General features: G+C 62.9%; 12 protein-coding genes and 7 pseudogenes. 9 read left to right on the top strand and 10 right to left on the bottom strand.

Features of this window, described 5'->3' with window-relative positions:
• A pseudogene (locus CXY81_RS16890) lies at positions 1-192 on the bottom strand (IS3 family transposase); the annotation flags it as partial.
• Positions 193-292: 100 nt separating this feature from the next.
• Positions 293-514, bottom strand: a pseudogene (locus CXY81_RS17435) (transposase); the annotation flags it as partial.
• Positions 515-760: 246 nt separating this feature from the next.
• Here CXY81_RS17435 and CXY81_RS05700 point away from each other — a divergent pair.
• Both CXY81_RS05700 and CXY81_RS17430 read left to right on the top strand, forming a co-directional pair.
• Complete coding sequence (locus tag CXY81_RS05700) at positions 761-1,663, top strand: alpha/beta fold hydrolase (protein ID WP_104194259.1); 903 nt, start codon at positions 761-763, stop codon at positions 1,661-1,663.
• A 107-nt stretch (positions 1,664-1,770) separates the two neighbouring features.
• Positions 1,771-1,929 (top strand): carboxymuconolactone decarboxylase family protein, encoded by a 159-nt coding sequence (locus CXY81_RS17430; protein ID WP_104169147.1) that lies wholly within the window; start codon positions 1,771-1,773, stop codon positions 1,927-1,929.
• Here CXY81_RS17430 and CXY81_RS05690 read toward each other — a convergent pair.
• The 4 genes and pseudogenes from CXY81_RS05690 to CXY81_RS05665 all read right to left on the bottom strand — a co-directional run bounded on the left by CXY81_RS05690 (position 1,907) and on the right by CXY81_RS05665 (position 5,414).
• Positions 1,907-2,596 carry a transposase gene (locus tag CXY81_RS05690; RefSeq protein ID WP_104194258.1) on the bottom strand — a complete coding sequence of 230 codons (690 nt, stop codon included), beginning with the start codon at positions 2,594-2,596 and terminating at the stop codon, positions 1,907-1,909. The genes CXY81_RS17430 and CXY81_RS05690 overlap by 23 nt on opposite strands.
• 808 nt (positions 2,597-3,404) lie before the next feature.
• Positions 3,405-3,964: pseudogene (locus CXY81_RS16885) on the bottom strand (IS3 family transposase); the annotation flags it as partial.
• Positions 3,965-4,203: 239 nt separating this feature from the next.
• Complete coding sequence (locus CXY81_RS05670; RefSeq protein ID WP_104194263.1) at positions 4,204-5,010, bottom strand: family 1 encapsulin nanocompartment shell protein; 807 nt, start codon at positions 5,008-5,010, stop codon at positions 4,204-4,206.
• 2 nt (positions 5,011-5,012) lie between these two features.
• Positions 5,013-5,414, bottom strand: coding sequence for a hypothetical protein (locus CXY81_RS05665; protein ID WP_233194011.1), 402 nt, complete (start codon positions 5,412-5,414; stop codon positions 5,013-5,015).
• A 159-nt stretch (positions 5,415-5,573) separates the two neighbouring features.
• Between CXY81_RS05665 and CXY81_RS17425 the strand changes: the two are divergent.
• A pseudogene (locus tag CXY81_RS17425) lies at positions 5,574-5,798 on the top strand (undecaprenyl-diphosphate phosphatase); the annotation flags it as partial.
• Positions 5,799-5,918: 120 nt separating this feature from the next.
• Here CXY81_RS17425 and CXY81_RS05655 read toward each other — a convergent pair.
• Positions 5,919-6,377, bottom strand: a complete 459-nt coding sequence (locus tag CXY81_RS05655) for a hypothetical protein (protein ID WP_104194255.1) — start codon at positions 6,375-6,377, stop codon at positions 5,919-5,921.
• Entirely contained in the window at positions 6,377-8,854 is a 2,478-nt protein-coding gene (locus CXY81_RS05650; protein ID WP_104194254.1) for a molybdopterin oxidoreductase family protein, read from the bottom strand. The genes CXY81_RS05655 and CXY81_RS05650 overlap by 1 nt, the downstream gene beginning before the upstream one ends.
• A gap of 170 nt (positions 8,855-9,024) precedes the next feature.
• Here CXY81_RS05650 and CXY81_RS05645 point away from each other — a divergent pair, with 170 nt between their 5' ends.
• A complete protein-coding gene (locus CXY81_RS05645) occupies positions 9,025-10,920 on the top strand; it encodes a transketolase (RefSeq protein WP_104169220.1) in 1,896 nt (631 codons plus the stop codon).
• A 40-nt stretch (positions 10,921-10,960) separates the two neighbouring features.
• A complete protein-coding gene (locus CXY81_RS05640; protein ID WP_104169221.1) occupies positions 10,961-11,365 on the top strand; it encodes a VOC family protein in 405 nt (134 codons plus the stop codon).
• Here CXY81_RS05640 and CXY81_RS17420 read toward each other — a convergent pair.
• Both CXY81_RS17420 and CXY81_RS05630 read right to left on the bottom strand, forming a co-directional pair.
• Positions 11,353-11,709, bottom strand: coding sequence for a glycosyl hydrolase family 65 protein (locus tag CXY81_RS17420; protein WP_158252007.1), 357 nt, complete (start codon positions 11,707-11,709; stop codon positions 11,353-11,355). The genes CXY81_RS05640 and CXY81_RS17420 overlap by 13 nt on opposite strands.
• Positions 11,710-11,839: 130 nt before the next feature.
• Positions 11,840-12,319, bottom strand: a pseudogene (locus CXY81_RS05630) (transposase); the annotation flags it as partial.
• Between the two features lie 9 nt (positions 12,320-12,328).
• On the opposite strand from CXY81_RS05630, the pseudogene CXY81_RS05625 reads away from it, so the two are divergent.
• The 4 genes and pseudogenes from CXY81_RS05625 to CXY81_RS05610 all read left to right on the top strand — a co-directional run.
• Positions 12,329-12,565, top strand: a pseudogene (locus CXY81_RS05625) (IS30 family transposase); the annotation flags it as partial.
• Positions 12,566-12,607: 42 nt separating this feature from the next.
• A pseudogene (locus CXY81_RS17415) lies at positions 12,608-12,829 on the top strand (transposase); the annotation flags it as partial.
• A gap of 100 nt (positions 12,830-12,929) precedes the next feature.
• Entirely contained in the window at positions 12,930-13,874 is a 945-nt protein-coding gene (locus tag CXY81_RS05615) for an IS3 family transposase (protein ID WP_104194251.1), read from the top strand.
• A complete protein-coding gene (locus tag CXY81_RS05610; protein WP_104194250.1) occupies positions 13,757-14,953 on the top strand; it encodes an IS30 family transposase in 1,197 nt (398 codons plus the stop codon). The genes CXY81_RS05615 and CXY81_RS05610 overlap by 118 nt, the downstream gene beginning before the upstream one ends.
• The last annotated feature ends 119 nt before the right edge of the window (positions 14,954-15,072 follow it).

Genomic DNA, 15,072 nt, shown 5'->3' with positions numbered 1-15,072 from the left:
GGCGAGGATCCGCGGGGACCCGTAAACCACGTCGGAATCACCGTGGAAGAAGGTGACTTTCTGCTCGATGTGCACCCGCCGCACCGCCCTCTCAGATGGGCTGCGGCCCAGCCAGGCGTAGTAGCCCGACCGGGACACGGCGAGGAGGCGGACCATGCGGACGATACTGAAGTTGGTCTTCTCCACCAGCATCAGTGCGAACGCTTGGCGTTCGTATCCGAGGCTTCCTGGGCGAAGAAGAGGGAGGCTTTTTTAGGAACGCCCGGTCCAGTTTCAGGTCGGCGTTCTCTTTGCGCAGCCGCAGCAGTTCGGCCTTCTCCGTCTCCGTGACCCCGCCCTCACCGGCGTCTTGGCTGGCCTTGAACAGGTTCACCCACCGGCCCAGAGTGGCTTCCTTGACGCCGAGCTCTCGGGCCACGGTCGACACGGGCCGACCGGTGTTGATCACCAGCTTGACGGCCTCGTCTTTGAACTCAGGAGTGAACTCCCGGCGTGTGTTTTCAATGATAAACATTCTCTCTTGTGAGGTGTCCACCAACCGGGGTCAAGTCCATACATCAGGTCGGTGGCTCGCGTGTCAGTTGTGAGGTCGATTACGGTATACGCCGCAGTCCGGGTAGAGGTGAGTTGGGGCGTAAACGTGGTCATCTTCTATCTCGTCTGGGAGGGCGAAAATGGCACCACTTTGTGGGCGTGTTGACATGAAGTACCGCGGGTGAAAGTCTGAATTGTAGTTACAAGCAGGCGAAACGAGGACAGTATGGCCGAATTCACCACGGAAACTGATCAGCTCACGGGGGTGCGGCATCGCACCGTTACAGTCGATGGGTTGGAGATCTTCTATCGGGAAGCGGGTCCGGCGGATGGGCCGACGCTCCTGCTTTTGCATGGTTTCCCTGCTGCGTCGCACCAGTACGCGCGCCTGATGGATCGGCTCAGCGACCGGGTGCATCTCATCGCACCGGATTATCCGGGGTTTGGTTACAGTAGCGCTCCTGCCTCGAGCACCGGCGGCGGCGACTTTGTTTACTCTTTTGATCACATTGCCGAGGTCGTCGAAGCGTTTCTGGTGACCCTTAACATTGACGCGTTCTTCATGTACGTTTTCGACTTTGGCGCTCCTATCGGGTATCGCATCGCGGCGCGACATCCGGATTGGATACAGGGGGTCATCGCGCAAAATGGCAACGCCTACGAGGCGGGGCTGGGGCCGAATATGCAGTCTGTGGTTCGGTACTGGGCAGATCAAGAGGGGGTGGAGACCGCTATCCGTGGAGCGCTAACAGCGGAGGCGACGCGCTCCCAGCATCTCGAAGGGACCGCGCACCCAGAGCTCGTCGATCCTGACTCATGGACTTTGGATCAGCACTGGCTCGATCAATCCGGGCGAGACCAGATCATGCTCGACCTGCTCTATGACTACCAGTCCAACGTCGTGTTGTATCCAGCGTGGCAAGCGTGGATGCGCGAACATCAGCCCCCCATGCTTGTGCCTTGGGGGCGCAACGATCAGTTCTTCTCTGAAGCAGGCGCACGAGCATACCTCGCTGATCTTCCCGCTGCTGAACTGCACCTGCTTGACACCGGGCACTTCGCCTTGGATGAGCAGCTGGACTCCGTTGCGCATCTGATCGATGACTTCATCGGACGACATGCGCAATAGCGGTCGCTCTACGTACAAGCACCATGAACACTGACAGAAAGGTAACGACAATGTCAGTTGAGCAACGCCTCTCCGTCGGTGATGTCGATCCCGAGGCCTAGAAACCGATGTTCGCCCTAGAGAAATACATCCATGCGGGAAGCCTGGGTGAAGCTCTGCCAGCGCTGGTGAAAATTCGGGCGTCGCAGATCAATGGATGCGCGTACTGCCTGGACATGCACGGGTGCGAAGCCAGGGCGGCGCTCAGCGCCGCCTCGATGTGTTAGAGGCAGGGAGGAGGCGCCGAGCTTGTACGGCTACGTCCCCGTGAGTGTTGTGGTTTCCGGCTTCTGAGTGTTGCTTCGTCAACGTGAGTCGTCGCATGGTCACGGCGACGGTCTTGCGAGAGATGATCTCCCCGTCCGCGCGGAGATCAGCCAAGATCCGCGGGGCCCCATAGACCTCGTCGGGATCACCGTGGAAGAAGGTGACCTTCTGCTCGATATGCACCCGCCGAATCGACGCCGGCGACGGCGGCCGGCCAACCCAGGCGTAGTAGCCCGACCGGGAAACTTCGAGGAAGCGGACCATGCGGGTGATGGTGAAGTTGGTCTTCTCCGCCAGCATCAGTTCGAACGCTTGCCGTTCGTATCCGACGCTTCCTGGGCGAAGAAGATGGACGCTTTTTTTTAGAAAGGCCCTGTCCATCTTCAGGTCCGCGTTCTCTTTCCGAAGCCGCAGCAGCTCAGCCCTTTCAGACTCCGTCACCTCAGTCTGCCCGGTCTCGTTGCGAGCCTTGAACGCGCTCACCCACCGGCCCAGAGTGGCCTCGTTAACACCGAGCTCGCGGGCAACGGTCGCGACCGCTCCCCTACGTGTCAGGGTGAGTTGAGGCCAGTTGGGGAGAACCTGACGAGGTGACACTCGACGACCTGCGGCTTTCAAGAAGCGCATTTCACGTTCCGCACATGCCTACAACAGAAATGAGTGGAGCGATGACAGCCAGTTGGGTCCGCCTCTCACTCTGGGTTGCCGCCCTGGTCGCATGGTCCGCGCTCATCCTCGTCGGGCTGGTCCTGTTGGGGACAGGTCTCGATCGAACATTCTTTTTTGAGCCAACCGGTGAGGCTCTTGAACGCGATCGTGCTGGGAAGATTCTCATTCTCGCGGGTTCGGTCGCCCTCGTCGGGGCCGCGGTCTGGGCTCGGTTGATGCACGCCCCCATCTGGACCTGCGCCCTCGTCGCAGCCCCGGCTGTCCTTGTCGGCGGCCTCACCTTGTTTTTCGGAGGTTCTCTCTTCCCACACCTCAGCGCTTTGGTGACTTTCCCTGTTGCCCTCGCTGGCCTGGTTTGCGGGCTTGTCCTCGCCAGGCCACTGCTTCGCGCTGGATCCACGGGCCCTACCGCGTCGGTCGACCGTCAGGAATCAGACTGAGCTTCCGCCCGCCGACGGCGAGTGCTGATAACTATCCATCTGAAGATGGCAGCATTGATCGCAGCCAAGAGGAAGAATCCCAGGTAGTACAACGCCGCGCTCATGGTCAATGCTTCGACGGCGAATTCTGCTGGCCCGGACACTTGCGATGAACCCAGTGAACCGACGACATAGTAAGCAGTAGATAACGGCAACGTCAGAACCACGATGAGCAGAACCAACGCTTCGGGTGCGGCCGTCCCGCCGCCCAGTTCGAAGGCGCGCATCACGGACACTGCCGCAATGAGCCCGGCGACTGACACTAGGTAGGCGCCCATCGACCCCGCGGCCCAGAGCCGTTGCTGCGAGCACAGCCGCCAGACCCGGTTCTCACCCGCGGTGAGGCCGGCCTTGCCCAGCTCGTCGGAGATGAACCGGTAGCCGAACGCGGGGTCGTCTCGGTGGATATCCCAGGCGGCGTTGGTGAGGTGGGCGTCGTCCCAGTCGCGCTGGGAGATGGGGTTGCGTTTCCATTGGTAGAACGCTTGTTTGGAGAAGTGCAACACCCGGCAGGTCACCGTGACGGGGACACCGTCCACGGCCATTTCACGGACCAGCGGGTAGATCATTTTGGGTTGACGTCCCGGGAGAGATAGGCGACGGCACGGCGCATGACCTCGGCTTCCTGCTCGAGCAGCCGAGTGCGTTTCTTCGCATCCCCCAGCTCGACGGACTCCTTCTCGGTTACGCCGGGCTTGACGCCTTCTTCGACGTCGGCTTTCTTCAGCCAGTTCGCGAGACAGGACTCGGAGATCCTGAAGTTTCTCGCGATCTGGTTCAGCGGGGCTTCGTGCTTCCGGGCGACCGCGACATCGCGGCGGAACTCGGGCGGGTAGGGCTTGGGCATGATGATATCTTTCCAGCGAAGATGAATCTCCACAGGTCAGGAATCAACCAAACCGGGGGTAGTCCCATCCTCTTCGGTGCAGTGGTGCAGGTGGCCCTTGTACTCGGTGTCTTTCGTGTGTACCCCGCAGATTTTGCTGGCGATCTGACCGGCCTCGAAATTTTTAACCTGCCCGGTCACCACCGTTGAAATTGTGGTTCATCGGTGTCTCCTTCCGGTCCGTCCACCCGAAAACTGGGCTACTCGCCGACCATTTCGACGGCGGCCTCGGGTGTGGCGACCCGGAAACTGAACGACTGCTCAAGGTACAGGTGAATCGCTTCGCCGTCGTGATAGTCGTAACCGAGAGAGAGGTCCTGGCCGGATTCGAAGAGGAAGTCCCCGCCGCGCAAGCTCAGGACGACCGCGCCGCGAACGCCGGCGGCCCACACGATCGGGCCTCCTAGGATTTGGCGCAGGTGGTCCAACAGGGGATAACCGCCGTGCTCGCTCGTCTCGATTACGGCCGTGTAGTCATTGGGACCCAGCGCAAGCCCATATGGGCCGCTGATACCGTTCCTGAGCAGCGCCGTGACGGCCAGGGCCACCCGTCGAGGATAGTCGTTGAAGTCCTCTACCCGTTCGATGGCAGCATTCGGGGATGACTCCGTGATGCCCGTGATGCCCGCACTTTCCCAGCCGTGGAAGACGGCAATATTTTCCGTGCTGGCCATGCGCATGACTGCCCTGTCGAGATCTCGCAGATCCGGATCCGCAGCACCTCGGTCGTAGTCAAGCAGGTCCCTGCGGGAAACGATGAACTCGGCCCGTACCTCAGTCAACCGCAACACCTCACGGCGACATGCACTGATGCCGACGACGGGGACGTCTGCCACAGCTTCGGTCCGCCCCAGGTTGGTGGACGAGTATGACCACCCGTGAGGGCCCGAGAAATCCACGACCTTCCGCGCACCGAGCGTCACAGTCAGACGTTCCTTCGCTTCTTTATCTAGCAGCTGCCAGCCGTCATGAGAAATCGGAGCGAGGGTCCGCAGTAAATGGTTCATGCTCATGATTCTGCTCGCTTCAGTCTGCCGATTCCTAAGGATGAGATCGAACCTACCCCGCCGGGCGTATCGGAAGCCCGACCATGTTTTTCAGCAGCCGCAGCTTCCGATCGTTCACCATTCTCAACAATGTCACCATCCTGAAAGAGGATGCCGCGGGCGGTCTCGCGCCACAACGGTTTGGCCCGCATCAGGAACTCCAGATCCATGCTGAAATGCTTGAACTCCTCACCCAGCGAGTCCTCCATGATGGCGCGGGAGGTGGCATCGGGCTCCAGCGAAATGCGTTGCTCATACCACCCGATGGCCTCAGCTTCTTCGGTCAGGTTCGCGCACATCCGGGCGAAGGTGCGGGTCTGCGCGGACAGCTCCCCAGCAGGTTCGTGGTACTGATCAAAGCCCATTTCAACACCCTCTTCCGACGTTGGCGGTAGCACTACTACGGTACTCCGCACCGGCCCTGCAGACAACCGATCGCCTGGACTCAGTGAGGATGCCTTCTCGATCATCGGTCGGCACATCTCTGGGTCGATGTCGAGGGACTGCTCCGCTGGATCGTAGTGATGTGGTGGGCGGAGTGGGCCGCTCACCAGAATCGGTCGAAACAGCAGATCCTACTAAATGACGCGATCGCGACCGGGCTCCTCCAATGCATCGCGTCAATTCCGGGTGGGTCAAGGTCGGTCGCGACGATCAGCGCAAAAGTATTCCACGGCCTCGAGCATGTCGCCGCAACCCGGCTCTCGTTTTTACTTACTGTCCCGGCGCTCGTCGCCGCCGGCGGATACGAAGCAGCCACGCAGGCCGGAAACGATCGGTGCTTCTGTCGGTTGGGGCACTACGCTGGCCGCAACGCTGGCGCACTTCGTTGTAGCGGTCGCGGTCGCGGCCGCCAGGCTGCGTCGTCGTCAGCGTGCCACGATGAGTGCCTGCGGGGCGGCCTGTTTCATGCGGGTGCTAAGCCAGTCGAGTTGCACCTTCGTCTGCCCCTCACATCGGGTGATGATCTCGACGAGTTCACTGTCGCGGAGCCCGAGGGCGGCCTGTTTGACCACGGTCCAGGTGACGTCGACCAGGCTGGCCAGAATGTAGACGTCCTGCAGGTCTCGAAGAAAGCCGATGGGGCCGCTGCGGCTGGACAGAACCGCGTCGGCATGGAGTCGTTCCGGTTCGTCGTCGGGCCGCTCGCCATAGCGGCCGATTGCGGGGGCGAGCGCCTTCTCGTGCTGGTCGCACTGCGCGGCGAGGGCCTCGCAGAGGTGTAGTACGTCCGGTTCGTTGCCGTGTTCTGCCGCGACCTGGCGGAATGAGTCGGCGAGGGAATGCTCGGCCGTCGCCAGCATGCCGAGGTACACGGGTAACAGCATCAGTTTCCCTGCCCGGTTGCGACGGTAGGCGGCTCAATCGGGGGTATCGATTCGTGCGCCTCCGCGTCACCACCGCCGTCGGTGACCGGCACGCCGCGGGGATCCGCGGGTCGGGATGCGGCGGTGGTTGGGGCGGGGGACGGCCCGGCACCGTCCGCTATCTTTTCCACACGCACGGCCGCGTTTTTGAACAGGGGCTGCTTGGATACCGGATCCCACTCGGTCACCGTCAGTTCGTTGGCTGCGGTGGGTTGGCCGTCGGGGCCGGACCGACCGGAATCCCAGTAGCCGTAGTGGAACGGAGCGAATACTGTTCCCTCGCGCACATTTCCGACGCGGGCGGGCAGGACGAGTTCGCCGCGGCGGGAGGTGACCCGGACAAGGTCGCCCTCCGAGATACCGAGGTGGCCAGCATCCGGCACCGAGACCTCTATCCACGCCGACGGTGCGGCATTGTTCAACTGCCGGGCGCGACCGGTTCGAGTACGGGTGTGGAACTGGTAGGCCGTGCGACCGGTCGTGTATCGCAACGGGTAGTCGGCATCCGGCTCTTCGTGTGGTGGCGCGTAGGCTGCAGCCCTGAAGAGGGCCCGACCGTGGGTCTCCAGCGCACGGAACGCCTGCTCGCCGACCGTCGCGCCGGTGAGCAGGTCATGGCCGAACGTTTCGCAATCGTCGGGTTCGGTGCGGAAGACGCCGTCGCCGTAGAGTCGAACCGTTCCGTCCGGGTGCTCGTCGTTGCATGGCCAGGGAATGCCGCTTCCCCCGCGAAGTCGTTCGTAGCTGATGCCGGTGTAGTCGCACGGGCGCCCGCGGCTGCAGTCCTGCCAGGCGCGGAAGCCATCCTCGGGCCCCGCCCAGTCGAGGAGTGGCGCGCCCGACTTCGTGCGGAAATCCATCCGTGCCGAGTAGTCAAGAAAAATGTCGAGGTCGCTCCTTGCCTCACCGGGCGGCTCGACGGCCTTGTCGGAGAGATGCACCGTACGGTCCACGTTGGTGAAGGTTCCTGTCTTCTCGCCCCAGCCCGCGGCAGGCAGCACGACATCGGCGTACCTCGCCGTCTCGGTGAGATACAGGTCCTGCACGACCAGGAAGACGCTTTCCTGGCCGAGGATGCCGCGGATGCGAGCCAGTTGCGGCATCGAGACCGCCGGGTTCGTCGCCGAAATCCAGAGGAACTCGATGCTGCCCTGCTCGACATAGCGGAAGATCTGCATTGCATGGGTCGGGGGTGCCCAGTGCGGAATGACCGAGATATCAATGTCCCACAGTGTCGCGAGCTCGGCGACGTGCTCCTGGTTCTCCCAGTTGCGGAATCCGGGAAGGTCCCCGTCCGCCCCGCACTCTCGGTTGTTCTGTGCGGTGGGCTGGCCGTTCATCTGCAGCACCCCGTTCCCCGCGGTGCCGATTTTTCCTCGGAGCAGGTGCATATTGTTCACCTGGCAGGATGCTGCGGTCGCCTGCGCCGACTGGTAGAAGCCCTGTAAAACGGTGGAGAGCACCCGCTCGCTCGTGCCGAAGATACGCGCGGCCTCCCGCACGTCGTCGGCGGAGACACCGCAGGTGTCCGCTACCGCCTCCGGGGTCCATGGTTCCACCACGGCCCGCAATTTGTCGACGCCGATGGTGTGCGCCGCGATGTACTCCTCATCGATCCATCCGTTCATGAAGAGTTCCCGGATCAGGCCGTTCATCACCGCCTGGTTCGTGCCCGGACGCACCTCGAGGTGCACGTCCGCGAATCGTGCCACCTCGGTCTCGCGCGGGTCGATGCAGACGATGCGCGGCCGGTCCGGCCCGGCGATGCGGTCTAGCACCCTCGCCCACAGCACCGTTTGGGTCTCGGCCATGTTGTGGCCGCAGAAAAACATTGCGTCACACTCGTCGATGTCGACGTAGCTGCCGGGCTGGCCGTCCGCGCCGAAGCTCTCCTTCATCGCCGCGGCGGCGGTCGCCGTGCACAACCGGGTGTTGCCATCCATGTGCGGAGTGCCGATGCCGGCCTTGCCAAGAATCGCCAGCGCGTAGTACTCCTCGAGAAACAGTTGGCCGCTGGTATAAAACGCGTGACTCAGCGGTCCCTTGTCCGCCAAAAGCTGCCTGCTTCGCTCGACGATCCGGGACATGGCCGTGTCCCAGTCAGTCTCGACCAGCTCGCCACCGATCCGGATGAGCGGACGAGTCAGCCGGTCGCCATTGGACATGCCCTGCCAGCTGCCGAAAAGGCCCTTCGGCCCGAGTCGCCCATGATTGACGATGTCGACGGCGCGGCCGCGCACGCCGACCATCCGCCCGTCTTTCACCGCGATGTCGCACGCGCAGCCATTGCTGCATAGCGTGCAGGCCGACTGCACCCAGCGATCAACGTCGTCGTCGCCGAGGCCATCGGCCAACTTCTGATCGACGCGCACCGGCCATTTCTCGCCTCGGGCAAAGGGCGTCCTGGTACCCCAGATGTCGCCGATCCTGTCCACCATGACAATGCCCGCTTCCGCTCTGACTTGTAGTCTGCGCTCACGAGCGGTTCAGATCAATGTCACGACGGGACTCATCTGAAGTGCACTGTGGCAAAGCCATGTTGTGCGGATTATCATCACGGTACTGCATTGATTTCTTTACCGACGTACGGGACGAAGGAACAGTTAACATGGCCACGACTCACACTCCGAACACCTCGAAGATGGGCACCGAACAGGTGGATCTTTCGCGTGCGTTGGCGACCCAGTTGAGGGTGGATTCCATCCGCTGCAGCACCCGGGCGGGTTCCGGGCATCCGACCTCGTCGTTGTCTGCGGCCGATCTGATGTCGGTCCTGCTTCTTCGGCACCTGCGGTATGACTGGGCCAACGCCCAGCAGGCGACCAATGACCACCTGATCTTTTCGAAGGGGCACGCTTCGCCGTTGTTGTACTCGATGTACCGTGCGGTGGGCGTCGTGGATGAGGACGAGTTGGTGAACACCTACCGCCAGTTCGGTTCTCGTCTTGAGGGGCATCCGATGCCTATCCTGCCTTGGGTGGATGTTGCGACCGGTTCTCTCGGACAGGGCCTACCGGATGCGGTCGGGGTGTGTCTTGCCGGAAGGTACCTGGACAAGCTGCCATACCAGGCGTGGGTGCTCTGCGGGGACAGCGAGATGGCCGAAGGCTCCATGTGGGAGGCGATCGACAAGGCGAGTTATTACAATCTCGGCAACTTGACGGCCATCGTCGACGTCAACCGGCTTGGCCAGGACGGTCCTACCGAGCTGCAATGGGACATGGACAAGTATGCCAAACGGGTCGAAGCGTTCGGCGCCCGTGCCCTCGTGATCGATGGACACGATGTCGCCGCGATCGACGCGGCACTGACCGAGGCCCGGTCCCATCCGGAGCAGCCGACGGTGGTCTTGGCCCGCACGATCAAAGGTAAAGGTGTGCCCGAGATTGAAGACAAAAACGGCTGGCACGGCAAGGCCCTGCCGCAGGAGATGGCGGAGCGGGCTATCGCTGCTCTGGGTGGCGTGACCGGGTTGACTATCACTACCGCCGTCCCCGAAGCCGGCACATCGGCGATCGTCCCCGACCCGGACGTCGCCGTCACCCTCCCCACCTGGGAGATCGGCGAGAAAGTCGCCACCCGCGCGGCTTTCGGTGCCGCGATCTCGGCGTTGGCGGTGCGCCCGGAGGTAGTTGTCCTCGACGGTGAGGTCGGCGACTCCACGCATGCCGGCGAGTTTCGGGAGGTCTGTCCGAAACGATTCTTTGAAATGTTCACTTCTGAACAACAGCTCATCGCCTCCGCGGTGGGTTTGTCGGTGCGCGGATACATCCCCTTCGCGTCAAGCTTCGCAGCTTTCTTAATCGCCCGACCCTACGACTTCATTCGGATGGCCGGTTTGTCGGAGGCGAACATTCGCCTCGTCGGCACTCACGCGGGCGTTGAAATCGGCCAGGATGGGCCCTCCCAGATGGCGCTGGAAGACATTGCGGCGATGCGGGCCATCCACACCTCAATTGTGGTGTATCCAAGCGACGCACCCTCGACTGCGGCGCTGGTGAAGATAATGGCCGACACGGACGGCATCAGTTACCTACGCGCAACCCGTGGGGCCTATCCGGTCATCTACGGACAAGAGGAGCAGTTCCCCCTCGGCGGGTGCAAGGTCCATTGGGCTGGGGCCGACGACACCGTGTCACTCATCGGGGCGGGAGTCACCCTGCACGAATGCTTAGCAGCCGCCGAGGAGCTCGCTCAGTCCGGCATCGCCGCACGGGTGATCGACCTGTACTCGATCAAACCCCTCGACCGGGACACCCTGATCGACACCTGCCGCATCACGAAGGGACGGTTGGTTGTGGTGGAGGACCATTATCCGCAGGGCGGCATCGGGGCTGCGGTGATGGAGGCTCTGGCTGAGGCGGAGGTGCCACAACTGCACGTCAAACTCCTCGGCGTCGCCAAGCTACCGATGTCGGGTGAGTCGGCCGAACTCCTCGACGCCGCAGGGATCTCAGCCCGCCATATCGTCGCCGCTGCCCGAGAACTAATGGGGTTTCGATAATGCGCCTCCCAGACACGGCCAACTTCCGGAGGCGCGCAGAGTGAGGTTGTCGTCAGCAGTAATGTTTGTACGTGAACTCGACCGATCAGTGCTGTTCTACAAGAAACTACTCGGCTTCGACGTGACGGTTCGAAACAACAGCGCCGCGCTGCTGGTCGGCGCCGACGACGGCGAGCTGAACCTTCGCGAGATAGGAGCGCGCGCCGAGCATCCCCTCGGTCCCGTCGGGATCCAATACCTGATCTGGACAGCGGAGGACGAAGAAGAACTTCGACGATGTGAACGGGTACTCCGCGCGCAGTCACCACACGTGACAAGCCAAACCATCGATGGATTCAGGATGGTCGAGGGCCGTGGTCCCGACGACGTGCCGATCGTGGTCACTTATCCGGGACCCGAGCAGGCACCGCGGCACGAGATAGTCCAACGCATCTACGAGTGGTAACCACACACCCGGCGTAAAAGTCGATCACGACCCTGTCGGCCGGGCACGCCGCGGATCACGCCCGTCAGGTTGAGTCGGTCTGGCGCCGAGTTGTGCTGGGGCGGGGATCGCGCACTCACCGGTTTTCCAGCGGAAACGGTGACCGGTTGGCCGTGGTGGACGAGTTGGACCGGCACGCCATCGAGAGTGGAGTACGTGGCGGCCGTGGCGGTGTCCGTGACCCGCAGCATTCGCCCGGACAGGAGCAGTCCGAACGCGAGCCTGGTGAGCCCGGGAGGCAGCCGAGGGGCGAAGCGAAGCGTGGTTTCGGCGTGCCGCGTTCCGCCGTACCCAGCAACAAGCATGCCCCCCCTCCCGATACTTTCTTCGTAGGCCCAAAAGGTGTGAACTGGATACGTGTTGGCCTGTCGGATCCGGCATAGTCGTTGCCCCCAGTCGTTGATGATCGGGGGGGGGGGTGCCTTTATATTTTTGTCAAGCGGCGAGTTGGTGTTCGGTTTCGTAGAGGGTGCCGTCGCGCAGCATCGCAAATAGAACATCACGCCGCCGTCGGGCGAGGGCGATGAGGGCTTGGTTGTGGCGTTTGCCTTGGGCGATTTTTCGGTCGTATTACGTTCTGGAGACGGGGTCTCGCGGGGCCGCGAAGGCGGAGAGGAACAGGGCGCGTTTAAGGATCTTGTTTCCTCGTCGCCAGGGATGTTCACCGCGGATTGATGATCCGGAACGTCGGGTTACTGGTGCGAGGCCGGCGTAGGCGGCGAGGTGGCCGGCGGTTTCGAAATGCTTGCCGGCGACCTCGGTGAGGAGCCGGGCTGCGGTCCTGACGCCGACTCCGGGCATGCTCGTCAGGACGGGGGAAAAAGGGTGGTCGTTCACCAGCTTCTCGACCTCGACGGCGATGTCGGACCGTTGTCGGCGCAGAGCGGCGAGCTGTTTGGCCGAGCGCGGTAGGACGGTTGCAGGAACCTGATCATCGGGCTGGGAGGGATCGCGATCGGGACCCTCGTCGAACGCACCACGAGGTTCACGATGCTATTGCACCTGCCTCCCATGGGCGAGCACAAGATGGCCGGCGCGCAGGTCAAGAACGGACCAGCGACAGCCGGACACGGCGCCGATGCCGTCTGTGATGCGATCGCCCGGACCATCACCGGCCTGCCCGAGACCCTGCGCAAGTCACTGACCTGGGACCAGGGAGCGAGATGGCCCTGACCCCGTTGAGTGGACACCTCACAAGAGAGAATGTTCACTATGGCAAGATCACGTCGGGAGTTCACTCCTGAGTACAAAGACGAGGCTGTAAAGCTGGTCATCACTACCGGCAGAGCGGTCGCGACCGTTGCCCGCGAGCTCGGAGTCAACGAGGCCACACTGGGCCGGTGGGTGACCGCGTTCAAGGCTCGCAACGAGACTGGGCAGACTGAGGTGACGGAGTCCGAAAGGGCCGAGCTGCAGCGGCTTCGGAAAGAAAACGCGGACCTGCAGATGGACAGGGCGTTTCTAAAAATGCGTCCATCTTCTTCGCCCAGGAAGCGTCGGATACGAACGGAAAGCGTTCGAACTGATGCTGGCGGAGAAGACCAACTTCACCATCACCCGCATGGTCCGCCTCCTCGAGGTCTCCCGCTCTGGCTACTACGCCTGGATCGACCGGGCACCATCGCCGGCGTCGATCCGGCGGGTGCACATCGAGCAGAAAGTCACCTTCTTCCACGGTGATTCCGACGTGGTTTACGGGTCCCCGCGGATCCTCGCCGACCTCCGCGCCGATGGCGAGATCATCTCCCGCAAAACCGTGGCCAGCACCATGCGCCGCTTGGGTTTGGTGGGCATCAGCCCGAAACGCTGGCGCACCACCACGGTCAGCCAGGCCGAGGACGCCTACCCGGTCGACGCCGTCAAACGGCAGTGGGACACCGGGGCTCTGAACCAGGTCTGGGTGGGCGACATCACCTACCTGAGGACCTGGGAAGGGTGGCTGTATTTAGCCACCGTGATCGACGCGCACTCGCGCCGCGTGATCGGCTGGGCCATCGCCGACCACATGCGCACCGACCTCATCCAGGACGCCCTGGTCATGGCCATGGCTCTCCGCGGTAAGCGGCCCGAGCAGGTGATCTTCCACTCCGATCGCGGCACCCAAGGCAGATTCAACCGGTGGAAGCAACACCTCGATTATGAAGGTGGAATATGGGACGTCCGAAGGGTTGGATGGCCACGCAACTCGGGCGGGAGCCGATGCGGTCGCCGGGCCGACCGCCGGCGTGGCGCCGGGAGCACCGGCAGGATTTCTGGGACCTCGTCGGGCAGGGTGTCTCGAGCGAGGAGGCTGGCGAGCGGGCCGGCGTGTCGGCGCCGGTCGGGACTCGCTTCTTCCGTCACGCTGGCGGGATGCGAGACGTCAGCAAGGCACCGCTCTCAGGAAGATTCTTGTCCTTCGTCGAGCGTGAGGAGATCGCGATCCTGCGGGCCCAGAGCGCTGGAGTTCGTGAGATCGCGCTGGCGTTGAGCCGATCCCCGTCGACGATCTCACGTGAGCTGCGGCGCAACGCGGCATCGCGCGGCGGCAAGTCTGAATACCGTGCCACGAGCGCCCAGTGGCACTGCGACCGGCGTGCCCGCCGACCCAAGACCGCCAAGCTCGCGGGAAGCCCCCGGTTGCGCGAGTACGTGCAGTCTCGGTTGGATGGAACGGTCACGCGCGCTGACGGCACGCCCGCTGCAGCTCCCGGGATCAGGGCGTGGAACGCGCGTCGTCATGGGCCACGCCAGGATCGCCGCTGGTCCACAGCGTGGAGTCCGGAGCAGATCGCCGGTCGGCTCAAAGTTGATTTCCCAGACGATGGGAGCATGAGAATCTCGCATGAGGCGATCTACCAGGCCCTCTACATCGAAAATCGTGGCGCGCTGCGTCGCGAGCTGACCACCGCCTTGCGGACTGGTCGGGCGCTGCGAGTGCCGTGGGCCCGTGCCAAGCGCGGCAAGAGCTTCCTGACAGAGGAGGTCATGATCGCCGCCCGACCCGCGGAAGCCAACGACAGGGTCGTGCCCGGGCACTGGGAAGGGGACCTGATCGTCGGGCTGGGCGGGGTCGCGATCGGGACCCTCGTCGAACGCACCACGAGGTTCACGATGCTGTTGCACCTGCCTCCGATGGGCAAGCACAAGATGGTCGGCGCGCAGGCCAAGAACGGGCCAGCGACGGCCGGACACGGCGCCGATGCCGTCTGTGATGCGATCGCCCGGACCATCACGGGCCTGCCCGCGACCCTGCGCAAGTCGCTGACCTGGGACCAGGGCGCCGAGATGGCCCAACACGCCCGACTCCGCATCCAAACAGGACTGCCGATCTACTTCGCTGATCCCCATTCGCCCTGGCAGCGGCCCAGCAACGAGAACACCAACGGGCTACTACGCCAGTACTTCCCCAAAGGCACCGACTTCACCCGCTACGCCCTCGTCGATCTCGAAGGCGTCGCCAAGACCCTGAACGAACGCCCTCGTAAGACACTCGGATTCAAGACGCCAGCCGAAGCGATGAACGAGCTACTCTTCATCGCAAACACCGGTGTTGCTTCCACCGGTTGAATCCGCCCAATACGCGTCAGCGCAGATCACCGCGTTCGCTGCCGCACATGGCATTACCCGGTCGATGGGACACACCGGAATTTGCTGGGACAACGCAATGGCGGAAAGTTTCTTCGCCA

It is taken from the genome of Cryobacterium sp. M25 (assembly GCF_002929635.1).
In the GTDB taxonomy this organism is placed as follows: Bacteria; Actinomycetota; Actinomycetes; order Actinomycetales; family Microbacteriaceae; genus Cryobacterium; species Cryobacterium sandaracinum.
This window is presented reverse-complemented; position numbering and strand designations above follow the sequence as displayed.